Genomic DNA, 16915 nt, shown 5'->3' with positions numbered 1-16915 from the left:
TTCGCCGGTCGCTCTCGTCTCCTCACTCGCTCCGCGGCCGGCTTGCTCCGCGGCACCGGCCACTCCGCTCGCTCGTCGATCGAGCTCCTGTTCGCCGGTCGCTCTCGTCTCCTCACTCGCTCCGCGGCCGGCTTGCTCCGCGGCACCGGCCACTCCGCTCGCTCGTCGATCGAGCTCCTTGTCGATGGCCGTACGCACCTGCTCCTGGATGTCCGGCACGTCGATCTTGTCGACGAGCTGACCCAGGAAGCCGCGGACGACCATGCGCCGGGCCACGTCGTGCGGGATGCCGCGCGCCTGGAGGTAGAACAGGTGCTGGTCGTCGAGCCGTCCGGACGCCGAGGCGTGCCCGGCGCCGGCGACCTCGCCGGTGAGGATCTCCAGGTTCGGCACCGAGTCGACCCGCGTGCCGTCGGTCAGCACGAGGTTGCGGTTGAGCTCGTACGTGTCGGTGCCCTCGGCCTCGGCCCGGATGATGACGTCGCCGATCCAGACGGTGTGGGCGCCCTCGTCCTGCAGCGCGCCGCGGTAGTCGACGCGGCTGCGGCAGTTCGGCATGGTGTGGTCGACCAGCAGCCGGTGCTCGATGTGCTGGTCCTTGTCCACGAAGTAGAGGCCGTACAGCTCCGCGTCGCCGCCCGGGGCGTCGTAGGCCACGGACGGGGCGATGCGGACCACGTCGCCGCCGAGGCTGACCGTGAAGCTCGTGAACTTCGCGTCGCGGCCGAGCCGCGCGTGCTGGTGGGACAGGTGCACGGCGTCGTCGGCCCAGTTCTGCAGGCTGAAGACCGCCAGCGAGGCGCCGTCGCCCACCACGAACTCGACGTTGTCGGCGTAGGTGGCCGTGCCGATGTGGTCGAGCACGACCGTGGCCTGCGCGAACGGCTCGAGGACGACGGTCGTGTGGCCGTAGGCCACGCCGCCCTCACCGCGCAGCGTCACGACCGTCGGGCTGGTGGCGACGACCTCCTTCGGCACCGTGATCACGGTCGCCTGGGCGAAGGAGGCGTACGCCTGGGCGCTCACCCGGTCGGCCGGGACGTAGGCCTTGCCGACCCGCTCGTCCGTACGGCCGACGGTCTCGACCTTGACCTCGGGCGCGGCGTCCACGTCGACGACGACCTTGCCGTCGGCCTCGGCGCCCTTGTGCAGGTCGCGCAGGCGGCGCAGCGGGGTGAACCGCCACTCCTCCTCGCGCCCGGTCGGCACCGGGAAGTCGGCCACCTCGTACGACGTGCGCTCGTGCAGCGTCGACAGAGGCCTGGTCTGCACGCCCATTAACCCACGGCCCCTTCCATCTGCAGCTCGATGAGGCGGTTGAGCTCCAGGGCGTACTCCATCGGCAGCTCACGCGCGATCGGTTCGACGAAGCCGCGCACGATCATCGCCATGGCCTCGTCCTCGGTGAGCCCGCGGCTCATGAGGTAGAACAGCTGGTCTTCGGAGACCTTGGAGACGGTCGCCTCGTGACCCATCTCGACGTCGTCCTCGCGGACGTCGACGTAGGGGTAGGTGTCGGAGCGGCTGATCTGGTCGACCAGCAGCGCGTCGCACTTGACCGTCGACTTGGAGTGCTCGGCGCCCTCCTGCACCTGGACCAGGCCGCGGTAGCTCGTACGACCGCCACCGCGCGCCACCGACTTGGAGATGATGGTCGAGGAGGTGTTCGGCGCGTTGTGCACCATCTTGGCGCCGGCGTCCTGGTGCTGGCCCTCACCGGCGAAGGCGATGGACAGCGTCTCGCCCTTGGCGTGCTCGCCCATGAGGTAGACGGCCGGGTACTTCATCGTGACCTTGGAGCCGATGTTGCCGTCGACCCATTCCATCGTGCCGCCCTCGTAGCAGACGGCGCGCTTGGTCACGAGGTTGTAGACGTTGTTCGACCAGTTCTGGATGGTCGTGTAACGGCAACGGGCGTCCTTCTTCACGACGATCTCCACGACCGCGGAGTGCAGCGAGTCGGACTTGTAGATCGGCGCGGTGCACCCCTCGACGTAGTGGACGTACGCCCCCTCGTCGACGATGATCAGCGTGCGCTCGAACTGGCCCATGTTCTCGGTGTTGATCCGGAAGTAGGCCTGCAGCGGGATCTCGACGTGCACGCCCGGCGGCACGTAGATGAACGAGCCGCCCGACCAGACCGCGGAGTTGAGCGCGGCGAACTTGTTGTCGCCGACCGGGATCACCGAGCCGAAGTACTCCTGGAAGATCTCCGGGTGCTCGCGCAGGCCGGTGTCGGTGTCGAGGAAGATGACACCCTGCTTCTCCAGGTCCTCGCGGATCTGGTGGTAGACGACCTCGGATTCGTACTGGGCCGCCACGCCGGCGATCAGGCGCTGCTTCTCGGCCTCGGGGATACCGAGCTTGTCGTAGGTGTTCTTGATGTCGGCGGGGAGCTCGTCCCACGACGCGGCCTGCTTCTCCGTCGACCGGACGAAGTACTTGATGTTGTCGAAGTCGATCGCGGAGAGGTCGGCGCCCCACGTCGGCATCGGCTTCTTACCGAACAGGCGCAGGCCCTTCAGGCGAAGGTCGAGCATCCACTCCGGCTCGTCCTTCTTCGCCGAGATGTCGCGGACGACCTCCTCGTTCAACCCGCGACGGGCCGACGCACCGGCCACGTCCGAGTCGGCCCAGCCGAACTTGTACCTTCCGAGCCCCTCGAGCTCGGGATGGGCTGCCGTAGTCATACGGAGGCGCCTCCGGACTCCTGCTTGTCGTCGTTCTTCTCTGTCAGCTCACGTGCGGTCACGTGAGTCGTGCAAACCCCGTCGCCGTGGGCGATGGTCGCCAGCCGCTGCACCGGAACGCCGAGCAGCCGCGCGAACGCGGCGGTCTCGGCCTCGCAGAGCTGCGGAAAGCTGGCCGCGACGTGCGCGACCGGGCAGTGGTGCTGGCACAGCTGCTGCCCCCCGGCCGGCGCGTTGCCCGCCGCGGCGGCATAGCCGTCCGCGGACAGCGCCTCGGCCAGCGCGCGCACCCGCTGCTGCGGGGGCACCGCGCGGATCGCCGCACCGTAACGCGCCTCGAGATCGCCGAGCTGGCGACGGGAGAACTCGGCGACGGCCTCGTCACCGAGCCGCTCGGCGAGGAACCGCAGAGCGCTCGTGGCGAGGTCGTCATAAGCGTGCTCGAACGCGCTGCGGCCGGCGTCGGTGATGACGAACAGCTTCGCCGGGCGCCCGCGCCCGCGTGAGGCGTGCGGGCGGCTCCGGCGCACCTCGATCATCTCCTCGGCGAGAAGGTGGTCGAGGTGGCGGCGTACGGCCGCGGGCGTGAGCCCGAGCCGCTGTCCGAGCGCCGAGGCGCTGATGGGACCGTGTTCAAGAATCAGGCGTGCCACCCGCGCGCGTGTGGTGCGCTCGGCGTGGCTCGGACCGAACGCGGGCACGCCGGCGGACGCCGGGACACTGCTCCTCATGTCGGTCACGTTTTTCACAACATCAGTGTGGCCTAATTCCTTCCCGCCGCACAAACGGAACGGGGTTACCTACCTCACTAAGGTGAGCCTTACTCCACCTGCGGCTTCGCCGCGTGGACGCCCCGGCCGGGGATGACGACGACGGTGACGGCGGCGCCGACGAGGAAGGCCGCGCCCGCGACGGCCATCGCGGTTGCGAGCCCGGCCGAACCGGCGAGGGTGCCGATGAGGGCGACGCCGATCGTACTGCCGACCTGCCGCCCGGTGTTGATCGCCCCCGACGCCACTCCGGCCCGGTCCGCCGGCGCCGCCTCGACCACGGTCGTCGTGGCGGCGGGCATGGTGAAGGCCATGCCGAAGCCCGCCGCCATGAGCGGGACCACGAGGACGAGGTAGGAGACGTGCGGGTCGGCGATCATGAGCCCGAAGAGCCCGGCGGCGCCCGCGCACAGCCCCGCCAGCATCGTCGGCCGCGCGCCCGTGCGGCTCGTCACACGCCCGGACAGCAGCGACGCCAGCGACACCAGCAGTCCCTCGGGCAGCAGGGCCAGACCGGCGGTGACCGGGCTCATGTGGCGGCTGTTCTGGAAGTACAGGCTGATGACGAAGAGCTGTCCGTAGAAGCCGAGGTTGATCAGCAGCCCGATCGCCGAGCCTCCGGCGAAGGCGCGATCGCGGAACATTCCCAGCGGCAGCATCGGGGCGGCCGCGCGGCGCTCGACGACGATGAAGACCGCGATGAGCAGGGCTGCCGCCACGAAGCCGCCGAGGATGAACGGGGAGGTCCAGCCCTCGGTCCGGGCCTCGATGAGCGCGAAGGTCAGTACCCCGAGGGCGGCGATCACGGTCGCCTGGGCGGGCAGGTCGAACCCGGGACGGCCGTGGCCGTCCGCCGCGGGCACGTGCCGCCGGGTCAGCAGCAGGGCGGCCAGGCCGATCGGCACGTTGACGAAGAAGACGAGCCGCCAGCTCACGACCTGGGTGAGCACGCCGCCGATCACCGGTCCGGAGGCGGCCGCGACTCCGGCCACACCGCCCCAGACGCCCACGGCGCGCGCCCGCGCCCCGGGATCCTCATAAGCGGCGCGCACCAGCGCCAGCGAGCACGGCACGAGAACGGCTGCGGCGGCCCCCTGCACCAGGCGGGCGACGACCAGGGTCGCCGCTCCCGGAGCGAGCCCGCATGCGGCCGAGGCGACGAGGAACAGCGCCAGACCACCGCAGAACACACGCCGGGCGCCGTACCGGTCGCCGAGCGAACCCGCCGTCAGCAGGAGCGCCGCGAAGGTGAGCGTGTAGCCGTCGACCACCCACTGCAGCGCCCCGACGCCGCCCCCGAGGTCCCGTCCGAGCGCGGGCAGCGAGAGGTTCACCGCCGTCGCGTCGAGGATGACCATGAAGTAGCCGAGGCAGATGGCGGGCAGCGCCAGCCGGGACGGCGCCGGTGCGCGGACGTTGACGTCGGTCAGGTCACTGGACATGACTCCAGCCTGGTCCCGGAACCTTTCGATGAGGCCCGAAACGTCGCCGCACCCACCGCGACGGGCGGGCCCGGCGCCGGCGGTCAGCCGCCCAGCGTGGCCACGAGGATCGCCTTGATCGTGTGCAGGCGGTTCTCGGCCTGGTCGAAGACGATCGAGGCCTTGGACTCGAACACTTCGTCGGTCACCTCGAGGGCGTCCAGGCCGAACTCCTGGTAGATCTCCTCGCCCACGGCCGTCTCGCGGTCGTGGAAGGCGGGCAGGCAGTGCATGAACCGCACCGAGGGATTCCCCGTCGCCTCCAGGACGGCCTCGTCGACGCGGTACGGCCGCAGCAGCGCGATGCGCTCGCCCCAGGCGTCGCGCGGCTCTCCCATCGAGACCCAGACGTCGGTGTGCACGAAGTCCACGCCGCGCACACCCTCGCCGACGTCGCCGGTGAGGGTGAGACGGGCGCCGCTGCGGGCGGCGAGTTCGCGGGCGGCGGCCTGCACCGGCTCGGGCGGCAGCAGTCCGGGCGGCGCGACGATGCGCACGTCCATGCCGAGCAGCGCACCCGCGACGAGCAGGGAGTTGCCCATGTTGTTGCGCGCGTCGCCGAGGTAGGCGTAGGAGATCTCGCCCAGGGGCTTGTCACTGTGCTCGGTCATCGTGAAGACGTCGCACAGGCTCTGGGTCGGGTGCCACTCGTCGGTCAGGCCGTTCCAGACGGGCACGCCCGCGTGCGCGGCGAGGGTCTCGACGTCGGCCTGGCGGCTCCCGCGGTACTGGATGCCGTCGAACATCCGGCCCAGCACGCGCGCCGTGTCGCGGACCGACTCCTTGTGGCCCAGGTGGGAGCCCGCCGGGTCGAGGTACGTGGTGTGGGCGCCCTGGTCGTGGGCGGCGACCTCGAACGCGGAGCGCGTGCGGGTGGAGGACTTCTCGAACAGCAGCGCGATGTTGCGGCCCGTCAGGCGCCGTTGCTCGGCGCCCTCGCGCTTGGCCGCCTTCAGCTCCGCCGACAACGTCAGCAGGAAGCGGAACTCTTCCGGCGTGACGTCCAGTTCTTTGACGTAGCTTCGCCCACGCAGCATCTGACCTCCCGAGGAATACACGAGGAACTGTATCGCTATGCGGGCTTCTGAATCAATATTCAAAGCTCACTTCGGGGGTCACCGCTCGGCGACGAGGCGCCGCACCTACACTCGGTGCCATGACACCCCTCGCCGTCGATGTGAACGGCCTGGTCAAGCGCTACGGCACGAACATCGCCGCCGACGGGCTGTCGTTCACCGCCCGGCGCGCCGAGGTCACCGCCTTGCTCGGCCCCAACGGCGCGGGCAAGACGACCACCGTGGAGATCTGCGAGGGCTACCGCCGCGCCGACGGCGGCACCGTGCGAGTCCTCGGCCTCGACCCGCGTGACCAGGCACTGCGCGCCCGTGTCGGCGTCATGCTGCAGTCCGGCGGCGTGCCGACCGGCGCCCGTGCCGGAGAGTACCTCCGCCTGGTCGCCGGCTTCTACGCCGACCCCGTCGACCCCGCCCTGCTGCTCGAACGCCTCGGGCTGGCCGGCGCCGCCCGCACGCCGTACCGGCGCATGTCCGGCGGGCAGCAGCAGCGCCTCGCCCTGGCTGCGGCCGTCGTCGGCCGGCCGGAGCTGGTCTTCCTCGACGAGCCCACCGCCGGCCTGGACCCGCAGGCCCGGCTCGCCACCTGGGAGCTGGTCGAGGAGCTGAAGGCCGCGGGCGTCGCGGTGATCCTGACCACGCACCACATGGACGAGGCCGAGCGCCTCGCCGACCAGGTCGTGATCATCGATCGGGGCGTGGTGATCGCCGACGGCAGCCCGCCGGAGCTGACCGGGGCCGAACGCCAGCTCCGCTTCCGCGCCCGGCCCGGGCTGGGCCTGGACGAGCTGCTGTCCGCGCTCCCGCCGGCGACCATGGCCAAGGAGTCGCCGGCCGGCCACTACGTCATCGAGGGCGACCTCGTGCCCGAGCTTCTCGCCTCGGTGACCGCCTGGTGCGCCTCGCACGGCGTCATGACCGAGGACCTCCGCATCGAACGCCGCACTCTCGAAGACGTCTTCCTCGAACTCACCGGACGGGAACTGCGTTCGTGACATCCACTTTCACGCCGTCGCCGGGGGCGGCGCCGCTGCCGCGCATGATCGGCGGCCAGACCGCCTACGAGCTGCGCAACCTCCTGCGCAACGGCGAGCAGCTCCTCCTCACCTTGATCATTCCGGTCGCGCTGCTGGTGCTGTTCGCCTCCGCGCCGCTCCTCGACGTCGGCCCGGGCCGGCGCGTGGACTTCCTCGCCCCCGGCATCCTGGCCCTGGCCGTGCTGTCGACCGCGTTCACCGGTCAGGCGATCGGCACCGGGTTCGAGCGCCGCTACGGCGTGCTGAAGCGCCTCGGGGCGACGCCGCTCCCCCGGTCCGGCCTGATCGCGGCCAAGTCGCTGACCGTGCTGCTCGTCGAGCTGCTGCAGACCGTGATCGTCGGCGCGGTCGCGCTCGCCCTCGGCTGGAGCCCGCACGGAGACCCGCTCGTCGCGGTCCTGCTCGTGCTGGCCGGCACCGCGGCGTTCAGCGGCTTCGGCCTCCTGATGGCGGGCACCCTCCGCGCCGAGGCCACTCTGGCCGCCGCGAACCTCGTCTACCTGCTGCTGCTCGTCCTCGGCGGCGTGGTATTTCCGTTGACAAAGTTCTCCGGCGGGCTACGGTCGATCCTCGAACTGCTACCGATCTCCGCGCTCGCCGACGGCCTGCGGCAGGTGCTGCAGCACGGCGCCGGCCTGCCCGTACGAGACCTCGTCGTCCTGCTCGTATGGGCCGTGCTCGGCCTCGCCCTGGCGGCGCGCTTCTTTCGCTGGGAGTGACCGATGGCGCTCGCTGACGCCCAAGGCTCGTACGGCCGGGCGGGCTGGTTCCGCACGCGGACGGGGGCCCTGCGGCCCTCGCTCGGCTCGGTGCCGCCGCCCGCGCTGATCCTGCTCGGCATCGTCTCGGTCCAGGTGGGCGCGGGCCTGGCCAAGAACCTGTTCGCCCGGTCCTCCCCCGACGCCGTCGTGATGATGCGCCTGCTGACCTCGGCGGTCGTCCTCGGCGTGGCGTACCGGTCGTCCCTGCGCGGCCTGCGGCGCCTGCACTCCTGGCGCGACATCGGCGTGGCCGTGCTGTTCGGCCTGACGCTGGCCGGCATGAACGCCTGCTTCTACCAGGCCCTGGCACGGCTGCCGCTGGGCATCGCGGTGACCGTGGAGTTCCTCGGCCCCCTGTCGGTGTCCATCCTCGCCTCGCGGCGGCGGCTCGACCTGCTGTGGGCGCTGCTGGCCCTGGGCGGCGTGACCCTGCTGGCCCGCGGCGACGGCGACGTGACGCTCACCGGGGTCGCGTTCGCACTGCTGGCGGCGGCCGGCTGGGCCTGCTACATCCTGCTGAGCGGCGCGACGGGGCGGCGGTTCTCCGGCTCGTCCGGCCTGGCCGTGGCGAGCATCGTCGGCGCGGTCGTCATGCTGCCGGTCGGCGTCGGCACTGCCGGCGCCAAGCTGCTGGACCCCGAGCTCCTCCTCGTCGCCGCCGGCGTCGGCCTGCTGTCGTCGGTCATCCCCTACACCCTGGAGCTGGAGGCGCTGCGGCGCATCTCGGCACGCCTGTTCGGCATCCTGATGAGCATCGAACCGGCCGTCGCGGCCGTCGTGGGACTCGTGTTCCTGGGCGAGATGCTGTACTGGCGCGAGTGGCTGGCCATCGGCCTGGTGATCACCGCCTGCGTCGGCGCCACCCGCTTCCAGCAGTCCCCGCCCGAAGCCCCCGAAGCCTGACATCCACCGCCTCGACACGCGGTGTCGTGTTCGATCCGGCGCTGCCGACCGGCTGAGACGGCCGTGCGGGTGACCCGGATCCGGGTCACCGCGGGGCACTCATACGATGAGGGACGTGCGATCCGACAATCCCGTGACGCGGCTCGTCCATGCCGTGTGGCGCCCCACGTCCGCCTCGATGCGGTGGCTCGCCCTCGCCGGGGTGGCCGGTAACGCCCTCATCATGTCCACCGGCGCGGCCGTGCGCGTCAGCGGGTCCGGGCTCGGGTGTCCCACCTGGCCCAAGTGCACCGGCGACAGTCTCGTGCCCACTCACTCGGCCGAGCACGCCGCCGTCAACATGGCGATCGAGTTCGGCAACCGGCTGCTGACCTTCCTGGTGCTGGCCGTCGGCGTGGCGGTCTTCATCGCCGCGGTGCGCCTGTCGCCCCGGCGGCGCGACCTCGTGCGGCTCGCCGTGATCCAGCCGTTGAGCGTCGTCGCCCAGGCCGTGGTCGGCGGCATCGTCGTGCTCACCGACCTGCACCCGGCCGCGGTCGCCGCGCACTTCCTCCTCTCCCCCGCCCTCCTGGCCGCGGCGACCGCGCTGTGGATCCGCGCGAGCGAAGGCGACGCGCCCGCCCGGCGGCTCGTGCGCGGAGAGCTGGTCTGGCTCGCCCGCGCGCTGATCGGCGTGGTCTTCGTGCTGCTCGTCGCGGGCACCGTCGTGACCGGCACCGGGCCGCACGCCGGCGACGCGAAGGCGCCCCGCTTCGGGTTCCGGATCGAGCAGGTCGCGCAACTGCACGCCGACATCGTCTGGGCCACGGTCGGCCTGACGTTCGCGCTGCTGCTCGGGCTGCGCCTGACGAACGCCCCGCGCCGCGCCCAGCGGTGCGCGCTGGAGCTGCTGGCCGTCGAGCTGGCCCAGGGCGTGATCGGCTATGTCCAGTACTTCACCGGCGTCCCCGCCCCGCTCGTCGTCGCGCACGTGCTGGGGTCGGCGCTGGTGTGGATCGCGACCTTCCGGGCGGCCTTCGCGCTGCGCGAGCGCGGCCCGATGCCGGCGACCGCGCCGCGCGCCGTACGCCGGAGCGGACCGGAGCCCCGGCTCGCCGTCAGCCCCGGTGGCGATCCAGCTCCCACGGGTCGTGGGCGCTGAACACCGATACCTCATCGCCGTGGTCGCGGACGAGTTCGCGTAGCCGCGCCTGGGTGCCGAGCCGCAGGTCGTGGTGGACCTCCGAGGTGGTCTGCACGAAGTCCAGCACGGGATGAGGGTGCGGGTCGGCGGCCAGCTCCCGGTGGTAGTAGTACGCGTCACCACAGTGCAGCAGCCAGCGGTCGCCGTCGTGGACGGCGACGCCGGTGTGGCCGGCGGTGTGGCCGCCGAGCGGCACCAGCCGGAACTCCGGCGGCAGTCCCTCCGGCCGGACCGAGGTGAACCCGAACCACTCCTCACCCGGCTCGGGCGTGTAGGTGACCCAGTCCGGGCCGTGCGCCCAGTGGGCCGGCCGATAGCGGAAGCCGGGCGCCTGGCCGAGCGCCGCCTCGAGCTCGGCGGCGAGCACGTGCACGCGGGCGTCGGGAAAGTCCGGCAGGCCGCCGCAGTGGTCCACGTCGAGGTGGGTCACGATGACGTGGCGCACGTCGCCGGGTGAGTGGCCCAGCCGGGCGATCTGACGCACGGCGGTCTCCTCCTCGTCCAGCACGGGCTCGGCCATGGTGACCCAGTCGGCGCCGAGGGTCGCGTCCGGGTCGCGTACGTCGGCGAGGCCGAGGCCGGTCTCGACCAGGACGAGGCCGTCGGCGTCGGTCTCGGCCAGCAGGCAGTGGTTGACGGCGTGCGCGGGCGGCGGGCCGTCGTAGGTGGCCTCGATCGTCCTGACCGAGCCGCAGTTGAGGTGATGGATCTTCATGGCGGGTAGTCTGCGACTTGAAGCGCGATTCAAGTCAAGGAGGCGGGATGGCCGAGGGGCTGCTGGACATCGCCGAGGTGGCCGAGCGTTCCGGCCTGGCGCCGTCGGCGCTGCGGTTCTATGAGAAGAAGGGCTTGATCGCGCCGGCGGGCCGCAACGGTCTGCGGCGCACGTACCGGCCGGACGTGCTCGACCGCCTCGCGCTGATCTCCTGCGCCCGCAGCGCCGGTTTCGCCGTCGCGGAGATCGCCCGCTTCCTCGTGGCCACCCCGGGTGACACCGGGCTGCGCGCCCGGATGGCCGTCAAGGCGCGGGAGCTGGAGGACGACATCGCCCGGCTGACGCGGATGCGTGACGGCCTCCGGCACGCCGCCACCTGCGACCACGAAAGGCTCGTGGAATGCCCGGACTTCATGCGGGCCTTCACGAGCCCGGCTCAGCCGGTGCCGAGGTAGTCGCGGAGCCGGTCCAGCGGCCAGGTGTTGACGACGTCGTCCGGAGTCAGCCAGCCGCGCTGCGCCGTGCCGACGCCGTAGCGCAGGTTGGCGAAGTGCCCGGTCGCGTGGGCGTCGCTGTCGATGGAGAACTTCACCCCGTACCGCAGGGCGCGGCGGATCAGGTCGGCGGGCAGGTCGAGCCGGTCGGGGAACGCGTCGATCTCCACGACCGTACGGTGGCGGGCGCAGGCCTCGAACACCGCGTCCCAGTCGCAGTCGACGGGCTCGCGGCGGCCGATCAGGCGGGCGGTGGGGTGCCCGAGCACGTGCACGCAGGGGTTCTCGACGGCGCGGACGATCCGGCGGGTCATCGTCTCGCGGTCCTGGGTGAACAGCGAGTGCACCGAGGCCACGCAGACGTCGAAGCCGGACAGGAACTCCTGCGGCCAGTCGACGTCGCCGTCGGCGTCGATGTTCAGCTCGGTGCCGTGCAGCAGCGTCAGGTCCGGGTAGCGCTCGCCCAGCGCGTGCACGGCCTCCCGCTGGGCGAGCATCTTCTCGTCGGTCATGCGCTGCATGAACAGGTTCGGCGCGTGGTCGGTGATGGCGAAGTACTCCCACCCCTGGGCCGCCGCGGCGGCGACCATGTCCTCCAGCGGGGCGATGCCGTCGGTCAGGTCGGTGTGGCTGTGCAGGTCGCCGCGCAGGTCGGTGAGCCGGACCAGGCGCGGCAGCTCGCCCCTGAGGGCCGCCTCGATCTCGCCGCCGTCCTCCCGGAGGGTCGGCGGCACCCACGGCAGCCCGAGGCGCTCGTAGACCTCCTCCTCGGTGGCGGACACGACGAGGTCGCCGCTCTCCACCTCGAACAGGCCGTACTCCGAGAGCTTCAGCCCGGCGCGTACGGCGATCTCACGCGTGCGGACGTTGTGCGCCTTGGAGCCGGTGAAGTACTGCAGGGCCGCGCCCCAGGACTCCGGCGGGACGACCCGCAGGTCGACCTGGAGGCCCTTGACCGTACGGATCGAGGTCTTCGTGTCGCCGTGCGCGATCACCTCGGCGACGAGCGGGAGGCGGGCGAACGCCTCCATGAGCGGTGCGGAGTCGGCGGCCGTGGCGAGGATGTCGACGTCGCCGATCGTCTCCCGCGACCGGCGCAGCGACCCGGCGTACTCACAGCGCTCCGCGAGCGGCGACAGCGCGGCGACGATCTCCTCGGCGACCTCCATCGCCACGTCGATCAGTACGCGGTCGCCGGCGCGTCTCATCAGCTCGATGCCGTGGAGGATGTTCTCCTCGGTCTTGGCGCCGAACCCCTTGAGCCCCTCCAGCCGCCCCGCCGGGATCGCCTCGGCGAGCTCGTCGACGGAGGAGATGCCGAGGTCCTCGTACAGGACGAGCGCCTTCTTGGGCCCGAGCGTGGGGATGGCGGTCAGGGCGCGCACCCCGGCCGGGATCTTGGCCCGGACGGCCTCGAGCTGGCGGATCGTGCCGGTCTCGCGGTAGTCGAGGATCTTCTTGGCGATGGCCTCGCCGACGTTGGGGATCTGCCGCAGCCCCTTGAGGTCGAGCGTCGACACGTCCTCGGCGTAGCCGGCGATGGACCGGGCCGCCTTCTCGTAGGCGCGCACCTTGTACGCCGCCTCACCGGTGATCGAGAGCAGGTCCGCGAACTCCTGGAAGAGCTCGGCGACCTCGTCGTTGGGGCGCCCCATGACCACGATCCTAGGATCGTTCGGCTCAGGGCGCGTACTTCATGACGTGGTCGTGCAGCATGCGGCCGACACGGGGGTCGGCGCGGCGGAAGGCGTCGGCGATCTCGATGTGCTCGGCGGTCTTTCCGCACAGCTCGGTGTCGTGCCGGCGGACCGACAGCGTGGTCCAGATCTCGATGCCGAGCGACTCCCAGACCTCGCGCAGCAGGCGGTTGCCGGCGGCGTCGACGATCTCGCGGTGGAAGGCGATGCTGTGCCGCATCACGTCCGGGCCCTCCGCCGTGGCCAGGCGTTCGATGTGCTCCTCCAGGGCCTTCACCCGGCCGGCCAGATGCGGGGCGGCGAGCTCGGCCGCGGTCTCCTCCAGACCCGCGCGCACCGGGAAGAACTCCGCGAAGTCGACCTCGGTGAACTCCCGGACGCGCGCGCCGCGGTTGGGCATCGTCTCGACCAGCCGCAGCGCCTCCAGCTGCCGCAGCGCCTCGCGGACCGGCGCCTGACTGACCCCCAGTTCGGCGGCGATGCGACGCTCGACGATACGCTCGCCGGGCTGGAGTTCCCCCGACGTGATGCGGTCGATGAGGACCTGCCGGATCTGGTCTCCGAGGCCGGTGCGGACCAGGGCCGGTGCGTTGAGAGCGTTCACGCTCGTCAATCGTAGATGACCGCCGTTCGGAGGGCACCGGCGACTGAACTATGATCGATCATTGATCGGTGCTGATCTATTGGCGCACGTCGTGGTCACCCCAGGGCGCGCCGCCTGCGTACGAAGGGAAGACCTCGATGGCTGACACCGACACGAGGAGCCCGGCGCGTTCCCGCCGGACGCGAAGGTCCAAACCACGGCCCGAGACCCTCGTCGCCTACTACCGGCAGATGCTGCTGATCCGCCGCTTCGAGGAACGCGCGGCGCGGGCGTACACCGAGGCCAAGATCGGCGGGTACTGCCACCTCAACCTCGGCGAGGAGCCCACGATCACCGGCCTCATGGCCGCGCTCGAGCCGAGCGACTACCTGTTCACGAACTACCGTGAGCACGGTTACGCCCTCGCCCGCGGCATCGAGGCCCGCCGCGTCATGGCCGAGCTGTACGGGCGCAGCACCGGCGTCTCCAAGGGCTGGGGCGGGTCGATGCACCTGTTCGACACCGGCGCGCGGCTGCTCGGCGGGTACGGCATCGTCGGCGGCCAGCTTCCCCTCGCCACCGGCGCCGCGCTGGCCATCTCCTATCGGGGCGGCGACGAGGTCGTCATGTGCCAGATGGGCGACGGCACCACCAACATCGGCGCCTTCCACGAGTCGCTGAACATGGCCGCGCTGTGGGACCTGCCGATCGTCTACGTCGTCATCAACAACGGCCTCGGCATGGGCACCACGGTCGACCACTCCTCCGCCGAGCCCGAGCTGTACCGGCGCGCCGCCGCGTATCGCATCGAGGGCGCGCGCGTGGACGGCACCGACGTGATCGCGGTACGCGAGGCGGCGCACGCCGCCATCGAGCGGGCGCGCGCGGAGAAGAAGCCGTTCCTGCTGGAGACGACGAGCCCGCGGCTGCGGGGCCACTCGGTCGTCGACCCCGCGCGGTACCGCACCGCCGAGGAGAAGGAACAGCTCAAGGCCGCCGACCCGCTCGCGCGCTTCGCGCTGGAGCTGGAGGAGAGCGACGTCCTGGACGCCGAGGCGCGCGAGAAGCTCGACGCCGAGGTCAAGGCCGAGGTCGACGACGCGGCGGCGTTCGCCGACGACAGCCCGCACCCCGACGTGTCCACCCTGTTCGACTACACGTACGCGACGCCGGTGCCGGGCGAGTCCCGCCGCCTGCCCGCCGACCCGGTCTTCTGAAGGAGCCCCGATGGCCACCGTCACCTACCGCCAGGCCCTGCGGGACACGCTCCGTGCCGAGATGCTGCGCGATGAGGACGTCTTCCTCATGGGCGAGGAGATCGGCGTCTTCGAGGGCTCGTACAAGATCACCGAGGGGCTGCTGAAGGAGTTCGGGCCCCGGCGAGTACGCGACACCCCGATCGCCGAGGAGGGCTTCGTCGGCGCCGCGATCGGCGCGGCGATGCTCGGCCTGCGGCCGGTCGTCGAGATCATGACGATCAACTTCTCGCTGCTCGCCCTCGACCAGATCGTCAACCACGCGGCCAAGATCTACGGCATGTTCGGCGGTCAGTGCAGCGTGCCGATGGTGATCCGCACGCCCGGGGGCGGCGGGCAGCAGCTCGGCGCCACCCACTCGCAGAACGTCGAGCTGTTCTACTCCTTCATCCCGGGCCTTAAAGTTCTGGCTCCCAGCACGCCGGCCGAGGCCTCGGCGATGCTCAAGGCCGCGATCCGCGACGACGACCCGGTGCTGTTCCTGGAGAACCTCGCGCTCTACAACACCAAGGGCGAGGTGCCCGACGACGTCACGCCCGCGGAGATCGGCCGGGCCGCCGTCACCCGCGAGGGCACCGACGTCACGATCATCGCCTACTCGCGCATGGCGCACGTCGCCGCCGAGGTCGCCGAGAAGCTCGCCGCCGACGGGGTCTCCGCCGAGGTCGTGGACCTGCGCAGCCTGCGCCCCCTGGACCGCGAGACGGTCGTCGCCTCGGTCCGCCGTACGGGCTGCGCCGTGATCGCCGAGGACGACTGGCTCACGTACGGGATCGGCGCCGAGATCGCCGCCACGATCCAGGAGGGCGCCTTCGACTGGCTCGACGCGCCCGTCCGCCGGGTGGCGATGGCCGAGGTCCCGCTCCCCTACTCCAAGCCCCTGGAACTCGCCGCGCTGCCATCGGCCGAGTCCCTCGTCACCGCCGTACGCGACACGCTCGCCGCCACCGGCCGCCGTTAGGAAGACCATGTCCGAGATCCTCATGCCCCGCCTGTCCGACACCATGGAGGAAGGCGTCGTCAGCTCGTGGCACAAGAAGCCCGGCGACAAGGTCTCTGTCGGTGACTCGCTCGTCGACATCGAGACCGACAAGGCCCTGATGGAGTACGAGGCGTACGAGGACGGTGTCCTCGGCGAGATCCTCGTGCCCGAGGGCGCCACCGCGACCATCGGCACGCCGATCGCGGTGCTGGTCACCGACGGCGCGGCCCCGGCTGCCGCCCCGGCCGGAGCCCCCGCCGCGGCACCCGCCGAAGCCCCCGCGGCCGCACCCGCCGAAGCGCCTGCGGCGAGCGCCACACCCGCCCCGGCCGCCGAGGCACCGGCCGGACCGAACGGACGGTCCCGTCCGCCGTCCTCGCCGCTGGCCCGCCGGATCGCGCGGGAGAACGGCATCGACCTCAGCACGGTGACCGGGTCCGGCCCCGGCGGGCGCATCGTCCGCGCCGACGTCGAGGCGGCCGCGCTCGACTCCGCCGTCCGGTCCGCGCCGCCCGCCGCGGCCCCCGCCCCGCAGGCCACGCCGCAGCCCGCCGCGCCGGCGGCGGCCCCGCAGCCGGTCCAGGCGCCCGCCGATGACGAGGACGTCGAGCGGGTGCCGCTGAGCCGGATCCGCAAGGTCACCGCGCGCCGGCTCGCCGAGAGCATGCGGACCGCGCCGCACTTCTACCTGACGCGCGTCGTCGACGTGGAGGAGCTCCTGGCGTTCCGCAAGACGCTCAACGCCGCGCTCGCCCCGGCCAAGGTCAGCGTCAACGACCTGATCGTCAAGGCGTGTGCGACGGCGCTGCGCGCCAACCCGGTGCTGAACGTCTCCTTCACCGAGGAGCACCTGCTCGTGCACAAGCGGGTGCACGTGGGCGTGGCGGTGGCCCTGGACGAGGGCCTGGTCGTGCCGGTGATCCGCGACGCCGACCGCAAGAGCGTGTCGGCGATCGGCGCGGAGACGCGCGAGCTGGCCGGGCGCGCCCGGGAGCTGAAGCTGACGCCGCAGGAGATGTCGGGCGGCACGTTCACGGTGAGCAACCTGGGCATGTTCGGCGTGGACGCCTTCACCGCCGTGATCAACCCGCCGGAGGCGGCGATCCTCGCGGTGGGCGCGACCCGCAAGGACGTCGTGTTCCGCGACGGCGAGGTGGTCCCGCGCGACCGGATGACCATCACGCTGTCGGTCGACCACCGGGCCTGCGACGGCGCCACCGGTGCGGCGTTCCTCGGCCAGCTCGCCGAGCTGCTGGAGAACCCGCTGCGCATCGTCGCCTGAGCGCCCAC

Annotated in this window: 15 protein-coding genes and 1 pseudogene; 8 read left to right on the top strand and 8 right to left on the bottom strand. The window is 71.7% G+C overall.

The annotated features are described in order from the left end of the window. Positions 1 to 165 precede the first annotated feature (165 nt). The 5 genes and pseudogenes from sufD to argF form a co-directional block, all read right to left on the bottom strand. A pseudogene (gene sufD, locus OG417_RS27535) lies at positions 166 to 1278 on the bottom strand (Fe-S cluster assembly protein SufD); the annotation flags it as partial. Beyond that, the gene (gene sufB, locus OG417_RS27530) at positions 1278 to 2690 is read right to left on the bottom strand and encodes a Fe-S cluster assembly protein SufB (protein WP_329234227.1); all 1413 of its coding nucleotides are present in this window, start codon (positions 2688 to 2690) and stop codon (positions 1278 to 1280) included. The gene sufB and the pseudogene sufD, both read right to left, overlap by 1 nt. Further along, positions 2687 to 3421, bottom strand: a complete 735-nt coding sequence (locus OG417_RS27525; protein ID WP_329234224.1) for a helix-turn-helix transcriptional regulator — start codon at positions 3419 to 3421, stop codon at positions 2687 to 2689. Before OG417_RS27525 ends, sufB begins: the two co-directional genes overlap by 4 nt. 89 nt (positions 3422 to 3510) lie before the next feature. Next, positions 3511 to 4902: an MFS transporter gene (locus OG417_RS27520; protein ID WP_329234222.1), complete on the bottom strand. Its 1392-nt coding sequence runs from the start codon at positions 4900 to 4902 to the stop codon at positions 3511 to 3513. A gap of 83 nt (positions 4903 to 4985) precedes the next feature. Beyond that, entirely contained in the window at positions 4986 to 5978 is a 993-nt protein-coding gene (gene argF / locus OG417_RS27515; protein WP_329234219.1) for an ornithine carbamoyltransferase, read from the bottom strand. Positions 5979 to 6097: 119 nt separating this feature from the next. On the opposite strand from argF, the gene OG417_RS27510 reads away from it, so the two are divergent. From OG417_RS27510 to OG417_RS27495, 4 genes are all read left to right on the top strand, one after another. After that, positions 6098 to 7009 carry an ABC transporter ATP-binding protein gene (locus tag OG417_RS27510; protein WP_329234214.1) on the top strand — a complete coding sequence of 304 codons (912 nt, stop codon included), beginning with the start codon at positions 6098 to 6100 and terminating at the stop codon, positions 7007 to 7009. 44 nt (positions 7010 to 7053) lie between these two features. After that, the gene (locus OG417_RS27505) at positions 7054 to 7770 is read left to right on the top strand and encodes an ABC transporter permease (RefSeq protein WP_329262639.1); all 717 of its coding nucleotides are present in this window, start codon (positions 7054 to 7056) and stop codon (positions 7768 to 7770) included. Positions 7771 to 7773: 3 nt separating this feature from the next. After that, positions 7774 to 8715: an EamA family transporter gene (locus tag OG417_RS27500; RefSeq protein WP_329234212.1), complete on the top strand. Its 942-nt coding sequence runs from the start codon at positions 7774 to 7776 to the stop codon at positions 8713 to 8715. Positions 8716 to 8830: 115 nt separating this feature from the next. After that, positions 8831 to 9856 carry a COX15/CtaA family protein gene (locus OG417_RS27495; protein WP_442875579.1) on the top strand — a complete coding sequence of 342 codons (1026 nt, stop codon included), beginning with the start codon at positions 8831 to 8833 and terminating at the stop codon, positions 9854 to 9856. On the opposite strand, the gene OG417_RS27490 is transcribed toward OG417_RS27495, so the two are convergent. Beyond that, a complete protein-coding gene (locus OG417_RS27490; RefSeq protein ID WP_329234206.1) occupies positions 9813 to 10613 on the bottom strand; it encodes an MBL fold metallo-hydrolase in 801 nt (266 codons plus the stop codon). The two genes, OG417_RS27495 and OG417_RS27490, sit on opposite strands and share 44 nt — an antisense overlap. A gap of 47 nt (positions 10614 to 10660) precedes the next feature. Between OG417_RS27490 and OG417_RS27485 the strand changes: the two genes are divergently transcribed. Next, the gene (locus OG417_RS27485; RefSeq protein WP_329234203.1) at positions 10661 to 11068 is read left to right on the top strand and encodes a MerR family transcriptional regulator; all 408 of its coding nucleotides are present in this window, start codon (positions 10661 to 10663) and stop codon (positions 11066 to 11068) included. Here OG417_RS27485 and polX read toward each other — a convergent pair. Next, positions 11050 to 12762: a DNA polymerase/3'-5' exonuclease PolX gene (gene polX, locus OG417_RS27480; RefSeq protein WP_329234200.1), complete on the bottom strand. Its 1713-nt coding sequence runs from the start codon at positions 12760 to 12762 to the stop codon at positions 11050 to 11052. The two genes, OG417_RS27485 and polX, sit on opposite strands and share 19 nt — an antisense overlap. Positions 12763 to 12787: 25 nt before the next feature. Beyond that, a complete protein-coding gene (locus OG417_RS27475; protein WP_329234196.1) occupies positions 12788 to 13408 on the bottom strand; it encodes a GntR family transcriptional regulator in 621 nt (206 codons plus the stop codon). Between the two features lie 137 nt (positions 13409 to 13545). On the opposite strand from OG417_RS27475, the gene pdhA reads away from it, so the two are divergent. The 3 genes from pdhA to OG417_RS27460 are packed head-to-tail and all read left to right on the top strand — an operon-like array spanning position 13546 to position 16907. Then, positions 13546 to 14604 (top strand): pyruvate dehydrogenase (acetyl-transferring) E1 component subunit alpha, encoded by a 1059-nt coding sequence (gene pdhA, locus OG417_RS27470; RefSeq protein ID WP_329262036.1) that lies wholly within the window; start codon positions 13546 to 13548, stop codon positions 14602 to 14604. A gap of 10 nt (positions 14605 to 14614) precedes the next feature. Continuing rightward, the gene (locus OG417_RS27465) at positions 14615 to 15604 is read left to right on the top strand and encodes an alpha-ketoacid dehydrogenase subunit beta (protein ID WP_329262035.1); all 990 of its coding nucleotides are present in this window, start codon (positions 14615 to 14617) and stop codon (positions 15602 to 15604) included. 7 nt (positions 15605 to 15611) lie between these two features. Beyond that, the gene (locus OG417_RS27460; RefSeq protein WP_329262034.1) at positions 15612 to 16907 is read left to right on the top strand and encodes a dihydrolipoamide acetyltransferase family protein; all 1296 of its coding nucleotides are present in this window, start codon (positions 15612 to 15614) and stop codon (positions 16905 to 16907) included. Positions 16908 to 16915: the final 8 nt, after the last annotated feature.

Origin of the sequence: Actinoallomurus sp. NBC_01490, from assembly GCF_036227085.1 — a bacterium.
In the GTDB taxonomy this organism is placed as follows: domain Bacteria; phylum Actinomycetota; class Actinomycetes; order Streptosporangiales; family Streptosporangiaceae; genus Actinoallomurus; species Actinoallomurus oryzae.
The sequence above is the reverse complement of the archived record's forward strand: the minus strand, read 5'-3'. Positions and strand labels throughout refer to the sequence as shown.

What these genes read in the sequence shown, in the direction of transcription:
- OG417_RS27460 (WP_329262034.1), top strand. Translation starts at nt 15,612, where the DNA reads ATGTCCGAGATCCTCATGCCCCGCCTGTCCGACACCATGGAGGAAGGC.
- polX (WP_329234200.1), bottom strand. Translation starts at nt 12,762, where the DNA reads ATGGGGCGCCCCAACGACGAGGTCGCCGAGCTCTTCCAGGAGTTCGCG.
- sufB (WP_329234227.1), bottom strand. Translation starts at nt 2,690, where the DNA reads ATGACTACGGCAGCCCATCCCGAGCTCGAGGGGCTCGGAAGGTACAAG.
- OG417_RS27505 (WP_329262639.1), top strand. Translation starts at nt 7,054, where the DNA reads ATGATCGGCGGCCAGACCGCCTACGAGCTGCGCAACCTCCTGCGCAAC.
- OG417_RS27525 (WP_329234224.1), bottom strand. Translation starts at nt 3,421, where the DNA reads ATGAGGAGCAGTGTCCCGGCGTCCGCCGGCGTGCCCGCGTTCGGTCCG.
- OG417_RS27520 (WP_329234222.1), bottom strand. Translation starts at nt 4,902, where the DNA reads ATGTCCAGTGACCTGACCGACGTCAACGTCCGCGCACCGGCGCCGTCC.
- OG417_RS27490 (WP_329234206.1), bottom strand. Translation starts at nt 10,613, where the DNA reads ATGAAGATCCATCACCTCAACTGCGGCTCGGTCAGGACGATCGAGGCC.
- OG417_RS27510 (WP_329234214.1), top strand. Translation starts at nt 6,098, where the DNA reads ATGACACCCCTCGCCGTCGATGTGAACGGCCTGGTCAAGCGCTACGGC.
- pdhA (WP_329262036.1), top strand. Translation starts at nt 13,546, where the DNA reads ATGGCTGACACCGACACGAGGAGCCCGGCGCGTTCCCGCCGGACGCGA.
- OG417_RS27485 (WP_329234203.1), top strand. Translation starts at nt 10,661, where the DNA reads ATGGCCGAGGGGCTGCTGGACATCGCCGAGGTGGCCGAGCGTTCCGGC.
- OG417_RS27465 (WP_329262035.1), top strand. Translation starts at nt 14,615, where the DNA reads ATGGCCACCGTCACCTACCGCCAGGCCCTGCGGGACACGCTCCGTGCC.
- OG417_RS27500 (WP_329234212.1), top strand. Translation starts at nt 7,774, where the DNA reads ATGGCGCTCGCTGACGCCCAAGGCTCGTACGGCCGGGCGGGCTGGTTC.
- argF (WP_329234219.1), bottom strand. Translation starts at nt 5,978, where the DNA reads ATGCTGCGTGGGCGAAGCTACGTCAAAGAACTGGACGTCACGCCGGAA.